The 13,775-nt window shown below is 72.5% G+C and carries 15 protein-coding genes; 11 read left to right on the top strand and 4 right to left on the bottom strand.

What is annotated here, in order from left to right; all coding sequences use genetic code 11:
• Positions 1–34 precede the first annotated feature (34 nt).
• Positions 35–820 (top strand): Bax inhibitor-1/YccA family protein, encoded by a 786-nt coding sequence (locus tag M1105_RS02015; protein ID WP_249578676.1) that lies wholly within the window; start codon positions 35–37, stop codon positions 818–820.
• 165 nt (positions 821–985) lie between these two features.
• On the opposite strand, the gene rpmG is transcribed toward M1105_RS02015, so the two are convergent.
• The 4 genes from rpmG to M1105_RS01995 form a co-directional block, all read right to left on the bottom strand.
• The gene (gene rpmG / locus M1105_RS02010) at positions 986–1,153 is read right to left on the bottom strand and encodes a 50S ribosomal protein L33 (protein ID WP_200613306.1); all 168 of its coding nucleotides are present in this window, start codon (positions 1,151–1,153) and stop codon (positions 986–988) included.
• Positions 1,154–1,288: 135 nt separating this feature from the next.
• A complete protein-coding gene (locus M1105_RS02005; RefSeq protein WP_249578675.1) occupies positions 1,289–2,473 on the bottom strand; it encodes an MFS transporter in 1,185 nt (394 codons plus the stop codon).
• A 10-nt stretch (positions 2,474–2,483) separates the two neighbouring features.
• Complete coding sequence (locus tag M1105_RS02000) at positions 2,484–3,179, bottom strand: NUDIX hydrolase (protein ID WP_249578674.1); 696 nt, start codon at positions 3,177–3,179, stop codon at positions 2,484–2,486.
• A gap of 96 nt (positions 3,180–3,275) precedes the next feature.
• Positions 3,276–3,686 (bottom strand): DUF983 domain-containing protein, encoded by a 411-nt coding sequence (locus M1105_RS01995; protein ID WP_249578673.1) that lies wholly within the window; start codon positions 3,684–3,686, stop codon positions 3,276–3,278.
• Positions 3,687–3,888: 202 nt separating this feature from the next.
• Between M1105_RS01995 and M1105_RS01990 the strand changes: the two genes are divergently transcribed.
• The 10 genes from M1105_RS01990 to M1105_RS20760 all read left to right on the top strand — a co-directional run bounded on the left by M1105_RS01990 (position 3,889) and on the right by M1105_RS20760 (position 13,774).
• Positions 3,889–4,377, top strand: a complete 489-nt coding sequence (locus M1105_RS01990; RefSeq protein WP_249578672.1) for an EF-hand domain-containing protein — start codon at positions 3,889–3,891, stop codon at positions 4,375–4,377.
• A 72-nt stretch (positions 4,378–4,449) separates the two neighbouring features.
• Positions 4,450–5,019, top strand: a complete 570-nt coding sequence (locus M1105_RS01985) for a sigma-70 family RNA polymerase sigma factor (RefSeq protein WP_249578671.1) — start codon at positions 4,450–4,452, stop codon at positions 5,017–5,019.
• A gap of 4 nt (positions 5,020–5,023) precedes the next feature.
• A complete protein-coding gene (locus M1105_RS01980) occupies positions 5,024–5,434 on the top strand; it encodes a hypothetical protein (RefSeq protein ID WP_249578670.1) in 411 nt (136 codons plus the stop codon).
• Between the two features lie 52 nt (positions 5,435–5,486).
• Positions 5,487–5,996, top strand: a complete 510-nt coding sequence (locus M1105_RS01975) for a periplasmic heavy metal sensor (RefSeq protein ID WP_249578669.1) — start codon at positions 5,487–5,489, stop codon at positions 5,994–5,996.
• A gap of 115 nt (positions 5,997–6,111) precedes the next feature.
• Positions 6,112–6,405 (top strand): DUF3572 domain-containing protein, encoded by a 294-nt coding sequence (locus M1105_RS01970; protein ID WP_249578668.1) that lies wholly within the window; start codon positions 6,112–6,114, stop codon positions 6,403–6,405.
• A gap of 4 nt (positions 6,406–6,409) precedes the next feature.
• A complete protein-coding gene (locus M1105_RS01965; protein ID WP_249578667.1) occupies positions 6,410–7,090 on the top strand; it encodes an HAD family hydrolase in 681 nt (226 codons plus the stop codon).
• 57 nt (positions 7,091–7,147) lie between these two features.
• Positions 7,148–9,115 carry a DNA primase gene (dnaG, locus tag M1105_RS01960; RefSeq protein ID WP_249578666.1) on the top strand — a complete coding sequence of 656 codons (1,968 nt, stop codon included), beginning with the start codon at positions 7,148–7,150 and terminating at the stop codon, positions 9,113–9,115.
• Between the two features lie 188 nt (positions 9,116–9,303).
• On the top strand, positions 9,304–11,310 hold the full coding sequence (gene rpoD / locus M1105_RS01955; RefSeq protein WP_249578665.1) for an RNA polymerase sigma factor RpoD: 2,007 nt from the start codon (positions 9,304–9,306) through the stop codon (positions 11,308–11,310).
• Between the two features lie 309 nt (positions 11,311–11,619).
• Positions 11,620–12,543 carry a hypothetical protein gene (locus tag M1105_RS01950; RefSeq protein WP_249578664.1) on the top strand — a complete coding sequence of 308 codons (924 nt, stop codon included), beginning with the start codon at positions 11,620–11,622 and terminating at the stop codon, positions 12,541–12,543.
• Between the two features lie 22 nt (positions 12,544–12,565).
• A complete protein-coding gene (locus M1105_RS20760) occupies positions 12,566–13,774 on the top strand; it encodes an FAD-dependent oxidoreductase (RefSeq protein ID WP_249578663.1) in 1,209 nt (402 codons plus the stop codon).
• The last annotated feature ends 1 nt before the right edge of the window (position 13,775 follow it).

The raw sequence follows: 13,775 nt of genomic DNA, 5'->3' as shown, positions 1-13,775 counted from the left end.
TCTCTTAGTGCAACAGGAGCATAGGGTCAGAGACATGGTGAACCCGAACTACGCTACAGGCCGCGTTGCGACCGGTGCGCGCGTCGCGGAAATCGACGAGGGCCTGCGCGCCTATATGAACAAGGTCTACGCGCTGATGGCGGGTGCGATGGTCATCACGGGCCTCGTCGCCTGGGTGATCGGCCATGATTTCCGCGAGGCCATCGTCGCATCGCAGGGCGGCGACGCCGCGCCCTACATCCTGGGGCCGGGCGCGATCGCCACGCTCTACGGCAGCCCGCTGAAGTGGGTGATCATGTTCGCGCCGCTGGCCTTCGTGTTCGGCTTCGCGGCGATGATCAACCGGATGAGCGCCTCGGCCGCGCAGATGACGTTCTGGGCCTTCGGCGCGGTGATGGGCCTGTCGATGGCCTGGATCTTCGCAGTGTTCACCGGCGAGTCGATCGCGCGGACCTTCTTCATCACCGCGATCGCCTTTGGCGGCCTGTCGATCTGGGGCTACACGACCAGAAAGGACCTGTCCGGCTGGGGCTCCTTCCTCATCATGGGCGTGATCGGCCTGATCGTGGCCTCGATCGTGAACATCTTCCTTGCCAGCTCGGGCCTGCAGTGGGCGATCTCGCTGATCGGCGTGCTGCTGTTCGCGGGGCTGACGGCCTATGACACGCAGTCGATCAAGAACGAGTATCTCGGCATGCGCGCGACGCCGGGCGGCGAGGCGTGGCTCGAGAAGGGCGCGATCATGGGGGCGCTGCGCCTCTATCTCGACTTCATCAACATGTTCATGTTCCTGCTGCAGTTCCTCGGGAACCGCGAGTGACGCAGGCCGCAGGGCCGGAACGGAGAAGGGCCGGGGGGCGACCCCCGGCCCTTTCTCGTTGTCCCGCCGCCGTCAGGGCCGGCGCGCGACTGCCCCGGAAACGCGAACGGGCGGCCGCGATGGGCCGCCCGACTGTCCCCCGCGATTGTCTCGCGTGTCGGGTTCTTACTTGATCTTGCCTTCCTTGAACTCGACATGCTTGCGCGCGACCGGGTCGTACTTCCGCACGGTCATCTTCTCGGTCATGGTGCGCGAGTTCTTCTTGGTCACGTAGAAGAAGCCGGTGCCGGCGGTCGAGTTGAGGCGGATCTTCACCGTGGTGGGCTTCGCCATCGTCGTCACTCCTCTGCGGGCCGCGCGCCGCGCGTCGCCCATTCGCTCCGGGCGCCGCCGCCCGCACATGTTCCTGGCCGCGGGATCGAGCGCCCGCGAAGTCGAGTGCCGTTCCTACCCGTCGGCGCGCCCGAGTCAAGGGGTTTTGCGCGCCCGCGCCATCCGCGCCAGCACCAGCGCGAGGAAGGCGGCGGCAAAACCGCTGCTGCCCAGCAGCAGCCCGTCGGGGTCGGCCGCGTCCATCGCCGCCCCGAGTGCGAGGGGAGAGACCAGCGCGCCGACGCCATAGGCAAGCACCACGGCGGCATTGGCCTGCGCCAGCCGCTGACCCGAATAGCGCGCGCCAAGCCCGGTGAGCGCGACCAGGTAGAGACCCGAGGCCAGCCCGCCCCAGACCATCGTCACCGGCACCAGCGGCCCCAGCGCGCGCTCGAGGCCGGTGATCGCCACGGGGGCCGCGATCATCACCGCGGCGATGAGCAGGAGCAGCCGCCGCCGGTCGAACCGGTCGGCCGCCCAGCCAAGCGGCAGCTGCATCAGGATCGCCCCGAGCGGGAAGGCCGACAGCAGCAGCACCGCCTCGGCCTCGGGCAGGTCCGAGCGAACGCCCCAGACCGACAGCAGCGCGAGCGTGCCGTATTCGACGGTGGCGAAGAGGACGACCGCCCAGACCATCGCCGGATCGGTGACGAAATAGCGAAGCGTGTCGGCGAGGCGCGGCAGTTCCTCGTCCTCCATCGGCGGGGCGCTCGCGAGACCCCAGACGATGGGCACGAGCCCCGCGAGCGGGATCGCGGCGGCGACGAGGAAGGGCGGCCAGCCCTCGAGCCCGGTGACGGTCAGCAGCAGCGGCCCGGTCATGAAGCTGGTCGACAGCGAGATGCCATAGATCGCGATGATCCGCCCGCGGCTCGCCTCGGGGGCGGCGCCGACGATCCAGAACTCCGAGGCGAAGAACAGCGCCGTTCCGGCAAAGCCATAGGCGAAGCGCAGCGCCATCCACCAGCCGATGCCCTCGTGGAGCGGGACGGCGGCGAAGATCGCGGCCATCACCAGCGCCGAGCCGATCATCAGCCGGCCGATCCCGACGGCACGCAGCAGCCGCGGCATCATCGGCGCCGTGAGCACCATCGACACCGCCGCGGCCATGGTGTTGAGACCGATCGTGGCGCCGCTCGCCCCCGCCCGCTCCAGCAGCAGCGCGAAAAGCGGGTAGCTCATGGTCATCGACAGCCCGAACAGCGAGATCGCCGCGATGGGGGCGATCTGGCCCTTCCAGGCGCCGATCCGTCCGCCGATTCTGGTGGCGCTCCGCGTCATCGCGCGGGCCTCAGATCGCTTCGAAGAACGACCTCCCGCCGTCGTGGCGGAAGAAGGGCGCGGGCCGCGGCCCCGAGGGCGCATCGAGCCGGGCCTCGACCTCGGCCAGCACCACCTCGGTGATGAAGGGCAGGTCGAGCGCGCGAGCCTCGGGCAGGGTCAGCCAGCTCAGATGCGACAACTCGTGGTCGATGTCCTCGAACGCCTCGGGGCCGGTGGCGAGCCCTGCCGCGTCGGCCATGAAGAAGCGGGCATCGAAGCGGCGCGGCCGCCCCGGCGGCGTGATCGCGCGGAACACGAAGTCGAGCGCCTCGGTCGCCGGACGCCAGCCGCGCCCGAGGAAGTCGCGCCAGGGCCCCGGCGCCGTGGCGGCGGCGGCCCGCGCGTCGGCGTCGCCGGGCCGGGCGAGGACGAGCCCCGCCTCCTCCCACAACTCGCGGATCGCAGCCAGAGCCAGCGCGCCGCCGATGCCCGCGGGCGCGCGGATATCGAGCCGGGCGCCCAGCGCCGCGGGCGGCGCGAAGCGGGCCGCGAGCGCGTGGTCGGCCGCATCGACCGCGCCGCCGGGAAAGACGAATTTCGATGGCATGAAGGCCGCCGCCTCGCCGCGCTGCCCCATCAGCACGCGCGCCGGGCCAGGGCCGTCGCGGCGGATCAGGATCACCGTCGCCGCGTCGCGCAGCGTGTCCTTCGCCGGTTCGGCCATGTCGAATAATCCTGTCAGAATGCCGCGCCCGGCGAAATCCGGGCGCGTGTCGAGACTATGGCGCGGGGGCGGCGCCTGTCCAGACGCGTGCGGCGGTCAGCTGCCGCCGTCCTCGAAGCCGTGCATCCGCCAGGCCCACTGCATCGCCACGACCATACCCTTGATCCGGGGCAGCAGCCACAGCGTGAGGCCAAGCGCGAGGGTGGGCCAGACCGCGAAATGCACCCACATCGGCGGCTCGAGCGAGAACTCGACCGACAGCATCAGGCTGCCGACCAGGTGGCCGACAATCAGGATCGTGGCCCAGGCCGGCAGGTCGTCCGCGCGGTGATGGTGCAGCGCCTCGCCGCAGGCGGCGCAGGTCGGGCGGACGGACAGATAGCCCGCGAAGATCGGACCGCCGCCGCAGTTGGGGCAGCGCTTGCGCCAGCCGCGCAGCAGCGCAGGCACCAGCGGGCGGCCAAGCGGCTGGGATCCGTGCAGGAAGCTGTTGGGATCGTGTTGCATGGAAAGCATCTAGCGCCTCGGCCCGGCGCGCGCACCCCCTCGCATGGCGATTGCGGCACCGTGTCGCCATCCGCCGGCCCCACCCGGCCTGAAGTTGCGCGCGTGCCGCGACGGAATGCGCGGCCCGCGCCGTTTGCATCGACAGGTCGGGACGCGCCGGCCGCCGGACCGGCGGGGCGCCACAGATACAAGGGGTCGGATCATGTCCAGGATGTCATCGCAACCGGGCTGGATGTCTGCACTGCCGCGGGCGCGCACGCTGACCGCGTCGCTCGCCGCGCTCGCCTGTGTCGCCATCGCCGGCGCCGCGGCGGCCGAAGGCAAGCCGACCGCCGCCGAGCGTCGCGAAGCGCGGGCCGAGCGGATGTTCGAGCGGCTCGACACCGACGGCGACGGCCGCATCGGGCGCGCCGAGATGGAGAGCGGCCAGGCCGCATGGCACAAGCGCCTCGACACCGACGGCGACGGCACGCTGAGCGAGGCCGAGATGCGCGCGCCGCAGGAGGCGCGCATCGCCCGGCGCGTCGCGAAAAGGTTTGCGCGGCTCGACACGAACGGGGATGGTCGCATCGACGCCGCCGAGTTCTCGAGCCGGGGAGAGCGCCGGTTCGAGCGGCTCGACGCCGACGGCGACGGTGCGGTCTCGCGCGAGGAGATGCGCGCGGCGGGACCGGGCCGTGGACGCAAGTGACCCGCGACCATTCTCATCCGCGACGGCTGCGGAGCATGGCCGCGGCGAGGGCAGGGGGTGCGGATCGTCCGGATGGCCGGCATGTTCGATCTGAGCGAGACGGAGGAGGAGGCCGCCTTGCTCGCGCGCTATGCGGCGGGCGATCAGGCGGCGGCCCGCGAGTTGACCCAGCGGTTCCTGCCGCTGGTGCTGCGTCAGGCATGGCGGGTGCTGGGCAGCGAGGCCGAGGCCGAGGAGATCGCGCAGGAGGCGATGCTGAGGCTGTGGCGGCAGGCGCCGTCCTGGCGCGCGGGCGAGGCGCGGGTGTCGACATGGCTCTACCGGGTCACGCAGAACCTGTGCATCGACCGCATCCGGCGGCGGCGGGCGACCGCGAACGTGGACGACTTGCCCGAGCCCGCCGACCCGACGCCCGGCGCGCTGGAGCGGCTGGCGGCGGGCGAGGACATGCGCAGGCTGGCGCGCGCCATCATGGCGCTGCCCGACCGCCAGCGCGACGCACTGGTGCTGCGGCATTTCGAGGGGGCGTCGAACCCCGATATCGCCGAGCGGCTCGACTGCTCGGTCGAGGCGGTGGAGAGCCTGCTCGCGCGGGCACGCCGCCAGTTGCAGAAGGATCTCGCGCCCTATCGGCCGGAGTGATGACATGAGTAACGAGAAACCCGGCATGAACGCAGGCGACGAGGCCGCCATCGAGCACGCCATCGCCCGGCTCGCTGCGGCCGAGGCTGCCGCGGCCCCCGGTCCGTCCGACGCGCTGGTCGCGCGCGTGCTGGCGGATGCCGCGGCCAGCCGTCCCGCCACCGTGGCGCTGCCGCATTCGGGGGCGATGCGCGCCGGGCGCGCCGCGGCCTTGCGCCCACGGGCGCAGGCGCGGTGGTCGATGGGAGGCATGGGCGCGGCGGCGGCGCTGGCCGCCGGGCTGGTGTTCGGTTTCGTCGCGGGCTTTGCCGGGCCCGAGCCCGAGATGGTGTCGGTTGCCATGGCGGCCGAGGACGAGGTGATCGTGGTGTCCGACGCGGGGCTTGCCCTGTTCGACGTAGAACAGCCGTTCTGAGTGCGGCCCTGACGTTGCCCGAGGGCGCGCTCCGGGTCCGGGAGAGATGTGGATGAGTGCAGACACGAACGTCGCAACGCCCGCCGGGCGCCCCGGCTGCCCGCTCTGGCTGCGGGCACTGCTGGTGGTCTCGCTGGCCGGGAACCTCGCGGTGCTGGGCCTGGTCGGCGGCTGGTCGATGCGCGACCATCACTGGCACGATCGCGACCGCGACGGACTGGACCCGCGGCAGGCGCGCCTGTTGCGTGCGCTGCCCGAGGCCCGGCAGGACGAGGCGCGCGCGATGATGCTGGCTGGGCGCGACGCGATGGCGGCCGAGCGCGCCAGCATCGAGGCGGCGCAGCGCGAGATCGTCGCGGTGATCCGTGCCCCCGACTTCACGCCTGAGCGGCTGAGCGCCGCGCTGGGCGAGCGGCGCGAGGCCTCCGGCCGGTTGAACGGCATCGTTCACGCCCAGTTCGTGACGATCGCGACCGGACTGACCCCCGCGGAGCGCGCCGAGATGGCCGACCGGATCGAGGAAGCGGCGCGGCGCTGGGCCGACCGGCGCGCCGGCCGCTAGGGAGCGGCTGCGCGGCCGCCCTGCGGTCTCGCGTCCCGCCGCGGCCGATGCGGGCTTGCCTCGCGCCGCGTGCCGATGCATGTGAGGGACGAGGCGACGCGGCGGGGAGCGGCGGATGGGTTCCGGCATCATGGATCGCGGCAGGGCCGAGGCGCTGGCCGCCGGGGCACTGGCCTGGCTCGCCGCGGACGAGGAGCGGCTGATGGCCTTCCTCGGCCAGACTGGGGCGGGGGTGAGCGATCTGCGCGCGCGGATCAATGATCCCGAGTTCCTCGGCTTCGTGCTCGACCACCTGCTGTCGGACGAGGTCGCGCTGATCGCCTTTTGCGCCGCTGGCGGGCTGCGGCCCGACGAACCCTTGCGCGCCCGCGCCGCGCTGCCCGGCGGCGCCGTGCCGGAATGGACCTGAGCGCATGAGCCTCGACGCCATCGAATCGGGGATCGACCCGCAGACGCTGGAGGAACTCGGCGCGCTCGACATCCGGCGCGGGCAGCCGCTGGTGGCGCTCGACTGCGACGAGGTGCTGGTCGAGTTCTCGGGCCACCTCGCGCGCTGGCTGGTGCCGCTGGGCTACGAGATGCGGCTGCGGGCCTACCGGCTCGAGGGCTCGATCTTCCGGGCGGGCGAGGATGTGCCGCTGCCCTTCGACGACTGTCTCGACCTGATCGACCGCTTCTTCACCGAGGAGGCACACCGCCAGGCCGCGCTGCCCGGCGCGGTCGAGGCCGCCCGCGCGCTGGGCGAAAGCGCGCAGGTCGTGGTGCTGACCAACGTGCCGCGCCATGCGCGGGAGGATCGCCTGGCGAACCTCGCGCGCATCGGCGTCGAGGCGCCGCTGGTGGTCAATTCCGGCGGCAAGGGGCGCGCGCTGGCGTGGCTCAGCCGCAAGGCCGCCGCGCCGGTGGTGTTCGTGGACGACTCAACGCTCCAGCTTGCTTCGGCCGCCAAACACGCTCCCGAGGTCGGGCGGGTCTATTTCACCGGCTCGCCCTACATCCGCGGGGTGATGCCCGATTGCCCCGAGGCGCATCTGACCGCGCCGGGCTGGGACGAGGCGCTGGCCGGGATCGGGCCGCTGCTGGCGGGCGAGTGAGGCGATCGCTGCGCGACTCGGCTGACTCGTCGCATCGCTGAGGATACTCTGCGCCCCATGTCGCTCCCGCCATCCTTCCTCGACGAGCTGCGCGCCCGGCTGACGCTGTCGGACATCGTCGGCCGCAAGGTGACGTGGGACCGGCGCAAGTCCAATCCCGGCAAGGGCGATTTCTGGGCGCCGTGCCCGTTCCACCAGGAAAAGACGCCTTCGTTCCATGTCGATGACCGCAAGGGCTTCTATTACTGCTTCGGCTGCCAGGCGAAGGGCGACCTCATCACCTTCGTCAAGGAGAGCGAGAACCTCGACTTCATCGAGGCCGTCGAGCGTCTCGCCGCCGAGGCCGGGTTGGAGATGCCGAAGCGCGAGGCCGACCCGCGCGCGGCCGAGCGGCGCGATCGGGCGGGCCGCATGCTCGAGGCGATGGAGGAGGCGGTGCGGCTCTACGGCCTCGCCTTCCGCGCCGGCATGGGGCAGGTGGCGCGCGACTATGCCGAGCGGCGGGGGCTGTCGGCCGAGACGCTGAAGCGCTTCGAGATCGGCTATGCGCCCGACGCCCGCCATTACCTGACCCGCGCGATGCGCGAGCGCGGGCAGCTGGCCGAGGCCGTCGAGGCGGGGCTGGTGATCGCGCCCGACGACGGGGGCGAGCCGTTCGACCGCTTCCGGGGGCGGCTGATGTTCCCGATCCGCGACGCGCGCGGGCGCTGCATCGCCTTCGGCGGGCGGGCGCTGATGCCGAACCAGCAAGCCAAGTATCTCAACAGCCCCGAGACCGAGCTGTTCCACAAGGGTCGGACCCTGTTCAACATCGGCCCCGCGCGCGAAGCCGCGGGAAAATCCGGCCGGCTGATCGTGGCCGAGGGCTACATGGACGTGGTCGCCCTCGTCGCCGCGGGCTTCGGGCACGCGGTCGCGCCGCTCGGCACGGCGATCACCGAGGAGCAGTTGCAGCTCCTGTGGAAGATCGCGCCCGAGCCGGTGCTCGCGCTCGACGGCGACGCGGCGGGGCTGAGGGCCGCGCACCGCGTGATGGAGATGGCGTTGCCGCACCTCGCGCCAGGGCGCTCGCTCAGGTTCTGCCTGATGCCGCCGGGGCGCGACCCGGACGAGCTGATCCGCGAGGGCGGGTCGGGGGCGATGCAGGCGGTGCTGGACGCGGCGCTGCCGATGGTCGATATGCTGTGGCGCCACGAGCTTGGCGACGCGCCGCTCGACACGCCCGAGGCGCGGGCGGGCTTCGACGGGCGGCTGAGGGCCGCGCTGGGGCGGATCTCGGACCAGGGCGTGCGCGAGCACTACCGCGCAGAGGTCAGGCAGCGCCGGGCCGAGCTGTTCCGCCCGCAGCGCCCGGCCGCGCCGGCGCGGGGCAAGGGCGGCTGGCAGAACGGCGCGCCGCGGCGGGGGCGGGGCCCGATCCCGGATATCGGCGGGCCGCAGCCCGGCACGCGGAATTCCGACCTCGCGCGGGCGGGGGCCGAGGCCGGGCAGCTTGGCGCGCGCATCCGCGAGGCCGCGATCCTGCTGATCGCCTGCCACAATGCCGAGGCGCTGGCCGAGGTCGAGGGCGCGCTCGAGACCATGGCGGTGACGACACCCGACCATGTGCCGATCCGCGAGGCGCTGCTGGAGGCGCTGGCCGCGCGGGATGGCGCTGCCACGGTCGCGGACATCGCCGCGCGCTGCGGCTTCGACCCGATCGCGCAGCTCGCGCGGGTGCCGCAGGCGCGGGCGCATCCGCTGGCCCGTCCCGGCCAGCCGGCCGAGCGCGTGCGCGATGTGCTGGCCGAGGCGATCGGCCGGCACGCCGCGGCGCTGGCCTTCGAGGCCGAGCGCGCCGATGCCTGCCGCGACCTCTTGGGCGCCGAGGACGAGGGCTGGACGCACCGGCTGCGCCGCGCGGGCGCCGAGATCGAGCGGCTGGAGCGCGGGGTTCTGGGCAGCGACGCGCCCGGCGACGCCGAGCGCCGCAGCCCGATCCAGGAAATGCTGGATCGCGAGGTCTACAGGTCGAAAAAACGCTGATCGCGCCCTTTGAGTTCGCTGCGCTCTTGCCTACATTCCCGAATCAGCAGCATACGGCGAATCAGCGGATCCCGGCCCGTCAGGTCTGCGCCCAGCGAGGCGCCCGCCCGTCCTGACTGATCGCGGCTGTCCAGCTCGGCTTCTCCGGGAGGGCCTGCGCCGCAGCAGGCCCGCACAGCGAGGTATGAATGGCTTCCAAGGACGAAGAGCAGACCGAGACCCCGGAGACCGAGGTCCAGGGCCCGATGCTCGACATGAGCCAGGCGGACATCAAGCGGATGGTCGCCAAGGCCAAGGCCAAGGGTTACATCACCTATGACGAACTGAACCGGGTCCTGCCGTCGGACCAGTTCTCCTCCGAGCAGATCGAGGACGTGATGTCGCTCCTGTCGGAGATGGGCGTCAACGTCGTCGAGGAGGACGAGGAGTCCGAGGGCGAGGACGACCCCAACAAGGCCAAGGCGCAGGGCAAGGAGCTGGTCGCGGCACAGGCGCAGGGCGGCGAGGTCGACCGCACCGACGACCCCGTGCGCATGTACCTGCGCGAGATGGGCACGGTCGAGCTGCTCAGCCGCGAGGGCGAGATCGCCATTGCCAAGCGCATCGAGGCGGGCCGCGCCACGATGATCGGGGGCCTGTGCGAGAGCCCGCTGACCTTCCAGGCGATCACCGTCTGGCTGCAGGAGCTGAACGACGAGAAGATCCTGCTGCGCGACGTCATCGACCTCGAGACGACCTTCGGCGCCGCGACCGACGACTCCGACATCGAGGAGGTGACGCCCGAGCGCGCCGCGCCCGAGGAGGCACCCGCCGCCGCCGCCTCGCGCCCGAATGGGCGCGACCGCGAGGAGGGCGACGCCGAGGCCGAGGAAGGCCGCGCCGCCGAGCCCGAGATCGACCTCGACGACGACGAGGCGCAGGCGAACCTGTCGCTCGCGGCGATGGAGGCGGCGCTGAAGCCGCGCGTGCTCGAGACGCTCGACCGCATCGCCTCGGACTATGCGCGGCTGCGCGACATGCAGGACAACCGCATCGGCGCGGCGCTGTCCGAGACCGAGCGCTTCTCGGCCAACCAGGAGCTGGAATACCAGCGCCTGCGCAAGGAGATCGTCGAGCTCGTCAACTCGCTGCACCTGCATCCCAACCGCATCGAGACGCTGGTCGACCAGCTCTATGGCATCAACCGGCGGCTCATGACGCTGGAGGGCTCGCTTGCGAAGCTCGCCGACCGCTACCAGGTCAACCGGCGCGAGTTCATCGAGGAGTACCGGGGCGCCGAGCTCGACCCTACCTGGATCGACCGGATCGGCCGGCTGCCCGGCAAGGGCTGGGCAAGGCTGGTCGAGCGCGAGCGCCCGGCGCTCGAGTCGGTGCGCAACGAGATCGGCGAGATCGGCCAGCTCGTCGGCGTCGATATCCCCGAGTTCCGCCGCATCGTCCACACCGTGCAGAAGGGCGAGAAGGAGGCCCGGCAGGCCAAGACCGAGATGGTCGAGGCGAACCTGCGCCTCGTCATCTCGATTGCCAAGAAATACACGAACCGCGGCCTGCAGTTCCTTGATCTCATTCAGGAAGGCAACATCGGCCTGATGAAGGCGGTGGACAAGTTCGAGTATCGGCGGGGCTACAAGTTCTCGACCTACGCGACGTGGTGGATCCGGCAGGCGATCACGCGCTCGATCGCCGACCAGGCGCGCACGATCCGCATCCCCGTGCACATGATCGAGACGATCAACAAGCTGGTGCGCACGGGCCGGCAGATGCTGCACGAGATCGGCCGCGAGCCGACGCCCGAGGAACTGGCCGCCAAGCTGCAGATGCCGCTGGAAAAGGTCCGCAAGGTGATGAAGATCGCAAAGGAGCCGATCAGCCTCGAGACGCCCATCGGCGACGAGGAGGACAGCCAGCTCGGCGATTTCATCGAGGACAAGAACGCGGTGCTGCCGCTCGACAGCGCGATCCAGGCGAACCTCAAGGACACCACCACGCGGGTGCTGGCCAGCCTGACGCCTCGCGAGGAGCGGGTGCTGCGCATGCGCTTCGGCATCGGCATGAACACCGACCACACGCTCGAGGAAGTGGGCCAGCAGTTCAGCGTGACCCGCGAGCGCATCCGCCAGATCGAGGCCAAGGCGCTGCGCAAGCTCAAGCATCCCTCGCGCTCGCGCAAGCTGCGCTCGTTCCTCGACAACTGATTGCGGCGCCCGCCGCCCCGGTTCCGGGCGGCGGGCGCGGAACCAAAGTCGCGTTCGTGGGTTGGATTTCGGGTGGAGTGCGCGACGGGCCCGATTTGCCGTGAGGCGACGGGGGCCGCGCGCGGGTGCGTTCCGGTCGTACCGGGATTACGAGTGGGGACAGTCTTGCACATGGCTGGCAGCGTCTTGCCCGCGATCCGGGACGGACGCGCCGCCGCTGCGGCCGGAATGGCCACGGGCGGGCGGCGCGCCGACCCACTCGCCTGCGCGCGGCGGGGGCCTGCGGCCGCGGGCGGAGGCTAGCGGGGCATGTTCGGCGGCGGGCTCGAGCACAGACTTCGCAAGGAACTGGCGCAGCGCGAGCATTTCTCGCTGCTGATGCCGATGCCCGAGCCGGTGGCCGCCCCGGACGCGCGCGAATTCCGTGACCATCTGCGCACCGTCGTCGCCCATGCCGGGGCGACGGTCGAGCTGCATCCCCTGATGCGGGGCAACGCACCCGAGCCGCGCGGCGGCGCGCTGGGGCGCCTGATCGGCGCGCGCGCGCCCGAGGTGCCGGCGGGGGACCTGTTCTTCGTCGTCTCGGGCGTCGCGCTCTGGATCGCGTTCCGCGACACGCCGATCGGCGACGTCGAGGAGGTGGGCCGCTTCGTCAATCCCGAGGCATGGCCGGGCGGCCGCGAGGCGCTGGCCGGGCACCGCGCGCATGTCGAGATCTGCGATCTCGGGATGGTCGGGCGCGAGCGCATGACACCCGAGGACGCGGCCTTCAACCGCGCTGTCGCCGTGACCGCCGCCGCCGCCGCGGTGGTGCGCGGGGCGATGCCGCTCGCGCTCCTGTGGCTGCCGGCGCGGGGCGCGCTGGCGCCCGCCGCGTTCCGCGACCAGCTTGCCCGGGTGCTGGCGGGACACGCGCCGCTCGAGCTCTGGATGCGCTGGTTCTTCGTGCGGCCCGAGGACGGCGAGCGGCCCGGCGTGATCACGCGGGGGCTCGCCCCCTTCATCGGCCGCGAGATCGAGGTGCGCCCCTCGATCCGGCCCGAGTCGGAGGCGCTGGCGCTTGCCTTCGCGACCGCGAGCCTGCTGATCGACAGGCGCGGCTCGGTCGCCGACGGGCAGCTCGTGACGCCGGTGCCCGGCCTCAGCGCGCGCGTCCGGCTGGGCGAGAGCCGGGTGCGGCGCGGCCTCAAGGTCATCGAGCTCACGGTGCCCGCGCCGCTGAGGACGGGGTGAGCATGCGGCCGGGCGGAATGCCGTGCACGTGAAGGAGGAGGCGCCGGCTCGGCGCGCCGTCGTGGCGGGGGCCGGGATCGGCGGCACGGCGGCTGCGCTCGCGCTGGCGCGGCGCGGCTGGCAGGTCACCCTTGCCGAGCGCGCGACCGAGCTTGGCGAGGTCGGCGCAGGCCTGCAGATGAGCCCGAACGCCGCGCGCTGCCTCGGCGCGCTGGGGGTGCTCGGCGCGGTCGATGCCAACGCCTTCCGGCCGCGCCGCGCGGTGCTGCGCGATGGCGTCACGGGGCGCGAGGTTTTCGCGGCGCCGCTGGGCGCGGCCGCCGAGGCGCGCTGGGGCGCGCCCTATCTCCATGTCCACCGCGCCGATCTCCTTGCCGCGCTGGCGGGTGCCGCCACCGCCGCGGGCGTCGGGCTGCGGCTGGGCGCCGAGGTCACCGGCTGGCAGGAGGACGCGGCGGGCGTCGCCGTGCGGCTGGCCGATGGCACGACCGAGAGCGCGGATCTCGTGGTCGCCGCCGACGGCGTCCGCACGGCCCTGCGCGAGGTGATGCATGGCCCGGCGCCGGTGCGCTTCACCGGGCAGGTCGCCTGGCGCGCGGTGATCCCGACCAGCGCGGTGCCGGGCGGGCTGCTCCCGCCCGACGCGACGGTCTGGGCCGGCTGGGGGCGGCATGTCGTGACCTACTACCTGCGCGGGGGCGCGCTGATCAACGTCGTGGCGGTCGAGGAGTCCTCGGGCTGGACCGAGGAGGGCTGGTCGGTGCCCGGCGATGCGTCGCGCCTGAGGGGCATCTTCGGAGGCTGGCATGGCGCCGTGAGCCGGGTGCTCGATCTGGTCGAGGCGCCGCTGCGCTGGGGGCTGTTCGACCGCCCGCCGCCCCCTTCGTGGTCGAAGGGGCGCGCGGTGCTGCTGGGCGATGCCTGCCACCCGATGCTGCCCTTCATGGCGCAGGGCGCGGCGATGGCGCTCGAGGACGCGGTGGTGCTGGCCGCCTGTCTCGACGCGGCGCCGGTGCCGCAGGCGCTCGCGGCCTACGAGGCCCGGCGCCGGCCCCGAGCCACGCGGGTTCAGGGCGTGAGCCGGACAAACGCCGCGCTGTTCCACGCGGGCGGACTGTCGCGGGCTCTGCGCCATGGCGCGCTGGGCGCGGTCACGCGCCTTGCGCCTCAGGTCGCGGCCGGGCGGCTCGACTGGCTCTATGGTCACGACGCGACGCGCGACGCATCGTGAC

Source organism: Thermohalobaculum sediminis (assembly GCF_023487995.1).
Taxonomy (GTDB): domain Bacteria; phylum Pseudomonadota; class Alphaproteobacteria; order Rhodobacterales; family Rhodobacteraceae; genus Thermohalobaculum; species Thermohalobaculum sediminis.
This window is presented reverse-complemented; position numbering and strand designations above follow the sequence as displayed.

Coding starts and splice junctions, on each gene's coding strand:
- M1105_RS02015 (WP_249578676.1), top strand. CDS start 35: ATGGTGAACCCGAACTACGCTACAGGCCGCGTTGCGACCGGTGCGCGC.
- rpmG (WP_200613306.1), bottom strand. CDS start 1,153: ATGGCGAAGCCCACCACGGTGAAGATCCGCCTCAACTCGACCGCCGGC.
- M1105_RS02005 (WP_249578675.1), bottom strand. CDS start 2,473: ATGACGCGGAGCGCCACCAGAATCGGCGGACGGATCGGCGCCTGGAAG.
- M1105_RS02000 (WP_249578674.1), bottom strand. CDS start 3,179: ATGGCCGAACCGGCGAAGGACACGCTGCGCGACGCGGCGACGGTGATC.
- M1105_RS01995 (WP_249578673.1), bottom strand. CDS start 3,686: ATGCAACACGATCCCAACAGCTTCCTGCACGGATCCCAGCCGCTTGGC.
- M1105_RS01990 (WP_249578672.1), top strand. CDS start 3,889: ATGTCCAGGATGTCATCGCAACCGGGCTGGATGTCTGCACTGCCGCGG.
- M1105_RS01985 (WP_249578671.1), top strand. CDS start 4,450: ATGGCCGGCATGTTCGATCTGAGCGAGACGGAGGAGGAGGCCGCCTTG.
- M1105_RS01980 (WP_249578670.1), top strand. CDS start 5,024: ATGAGTAACGAGAAACCCGGCATGAACGCAGGCGACGAGGCCGCCATC.
- M1105_RS01975 (WP_249578669.1), top strand. CDS start 5,487: ATGAGTGCAGACACGAACGTCGCAACGCCCGCCGGGCGCCCCGGCTGC.
- M1105_RS01970 (WP_249578668.1), top strand. CDS start 6,112: ATGGGTTCCGGCATCATGGATCGCGGCAGGGCCGAGGCGCTGGCCGCC.
- M1105_RS01965 (WP_249578667.1), top strand. CDS start 6,410: ATGAGCCTCGACGCCATCGAATCGGGGATCGACCCGCAGACGCTGGAG.
- dnaG (WP_249578666.1), top strand. CDS start 7,148: ATGTCGCTCCCGCCATCCTTCCTCGACGAGCTGCGCGCCCGGCTGACG.
- rpoD (WP_249578665.1), top strand. CDS start 9,304: ATGGCTTCCAAGGACGAAGAGCAGACCGAGACCCCGGAGACCGAGGTC.
- M1105_RS01950 (WP_249578664.1), top strand. CDS start 11,620: ATGTTCGGCGGCGGGCTCGAGCACAGACTTCGCAAGGAACTGGCGCAG.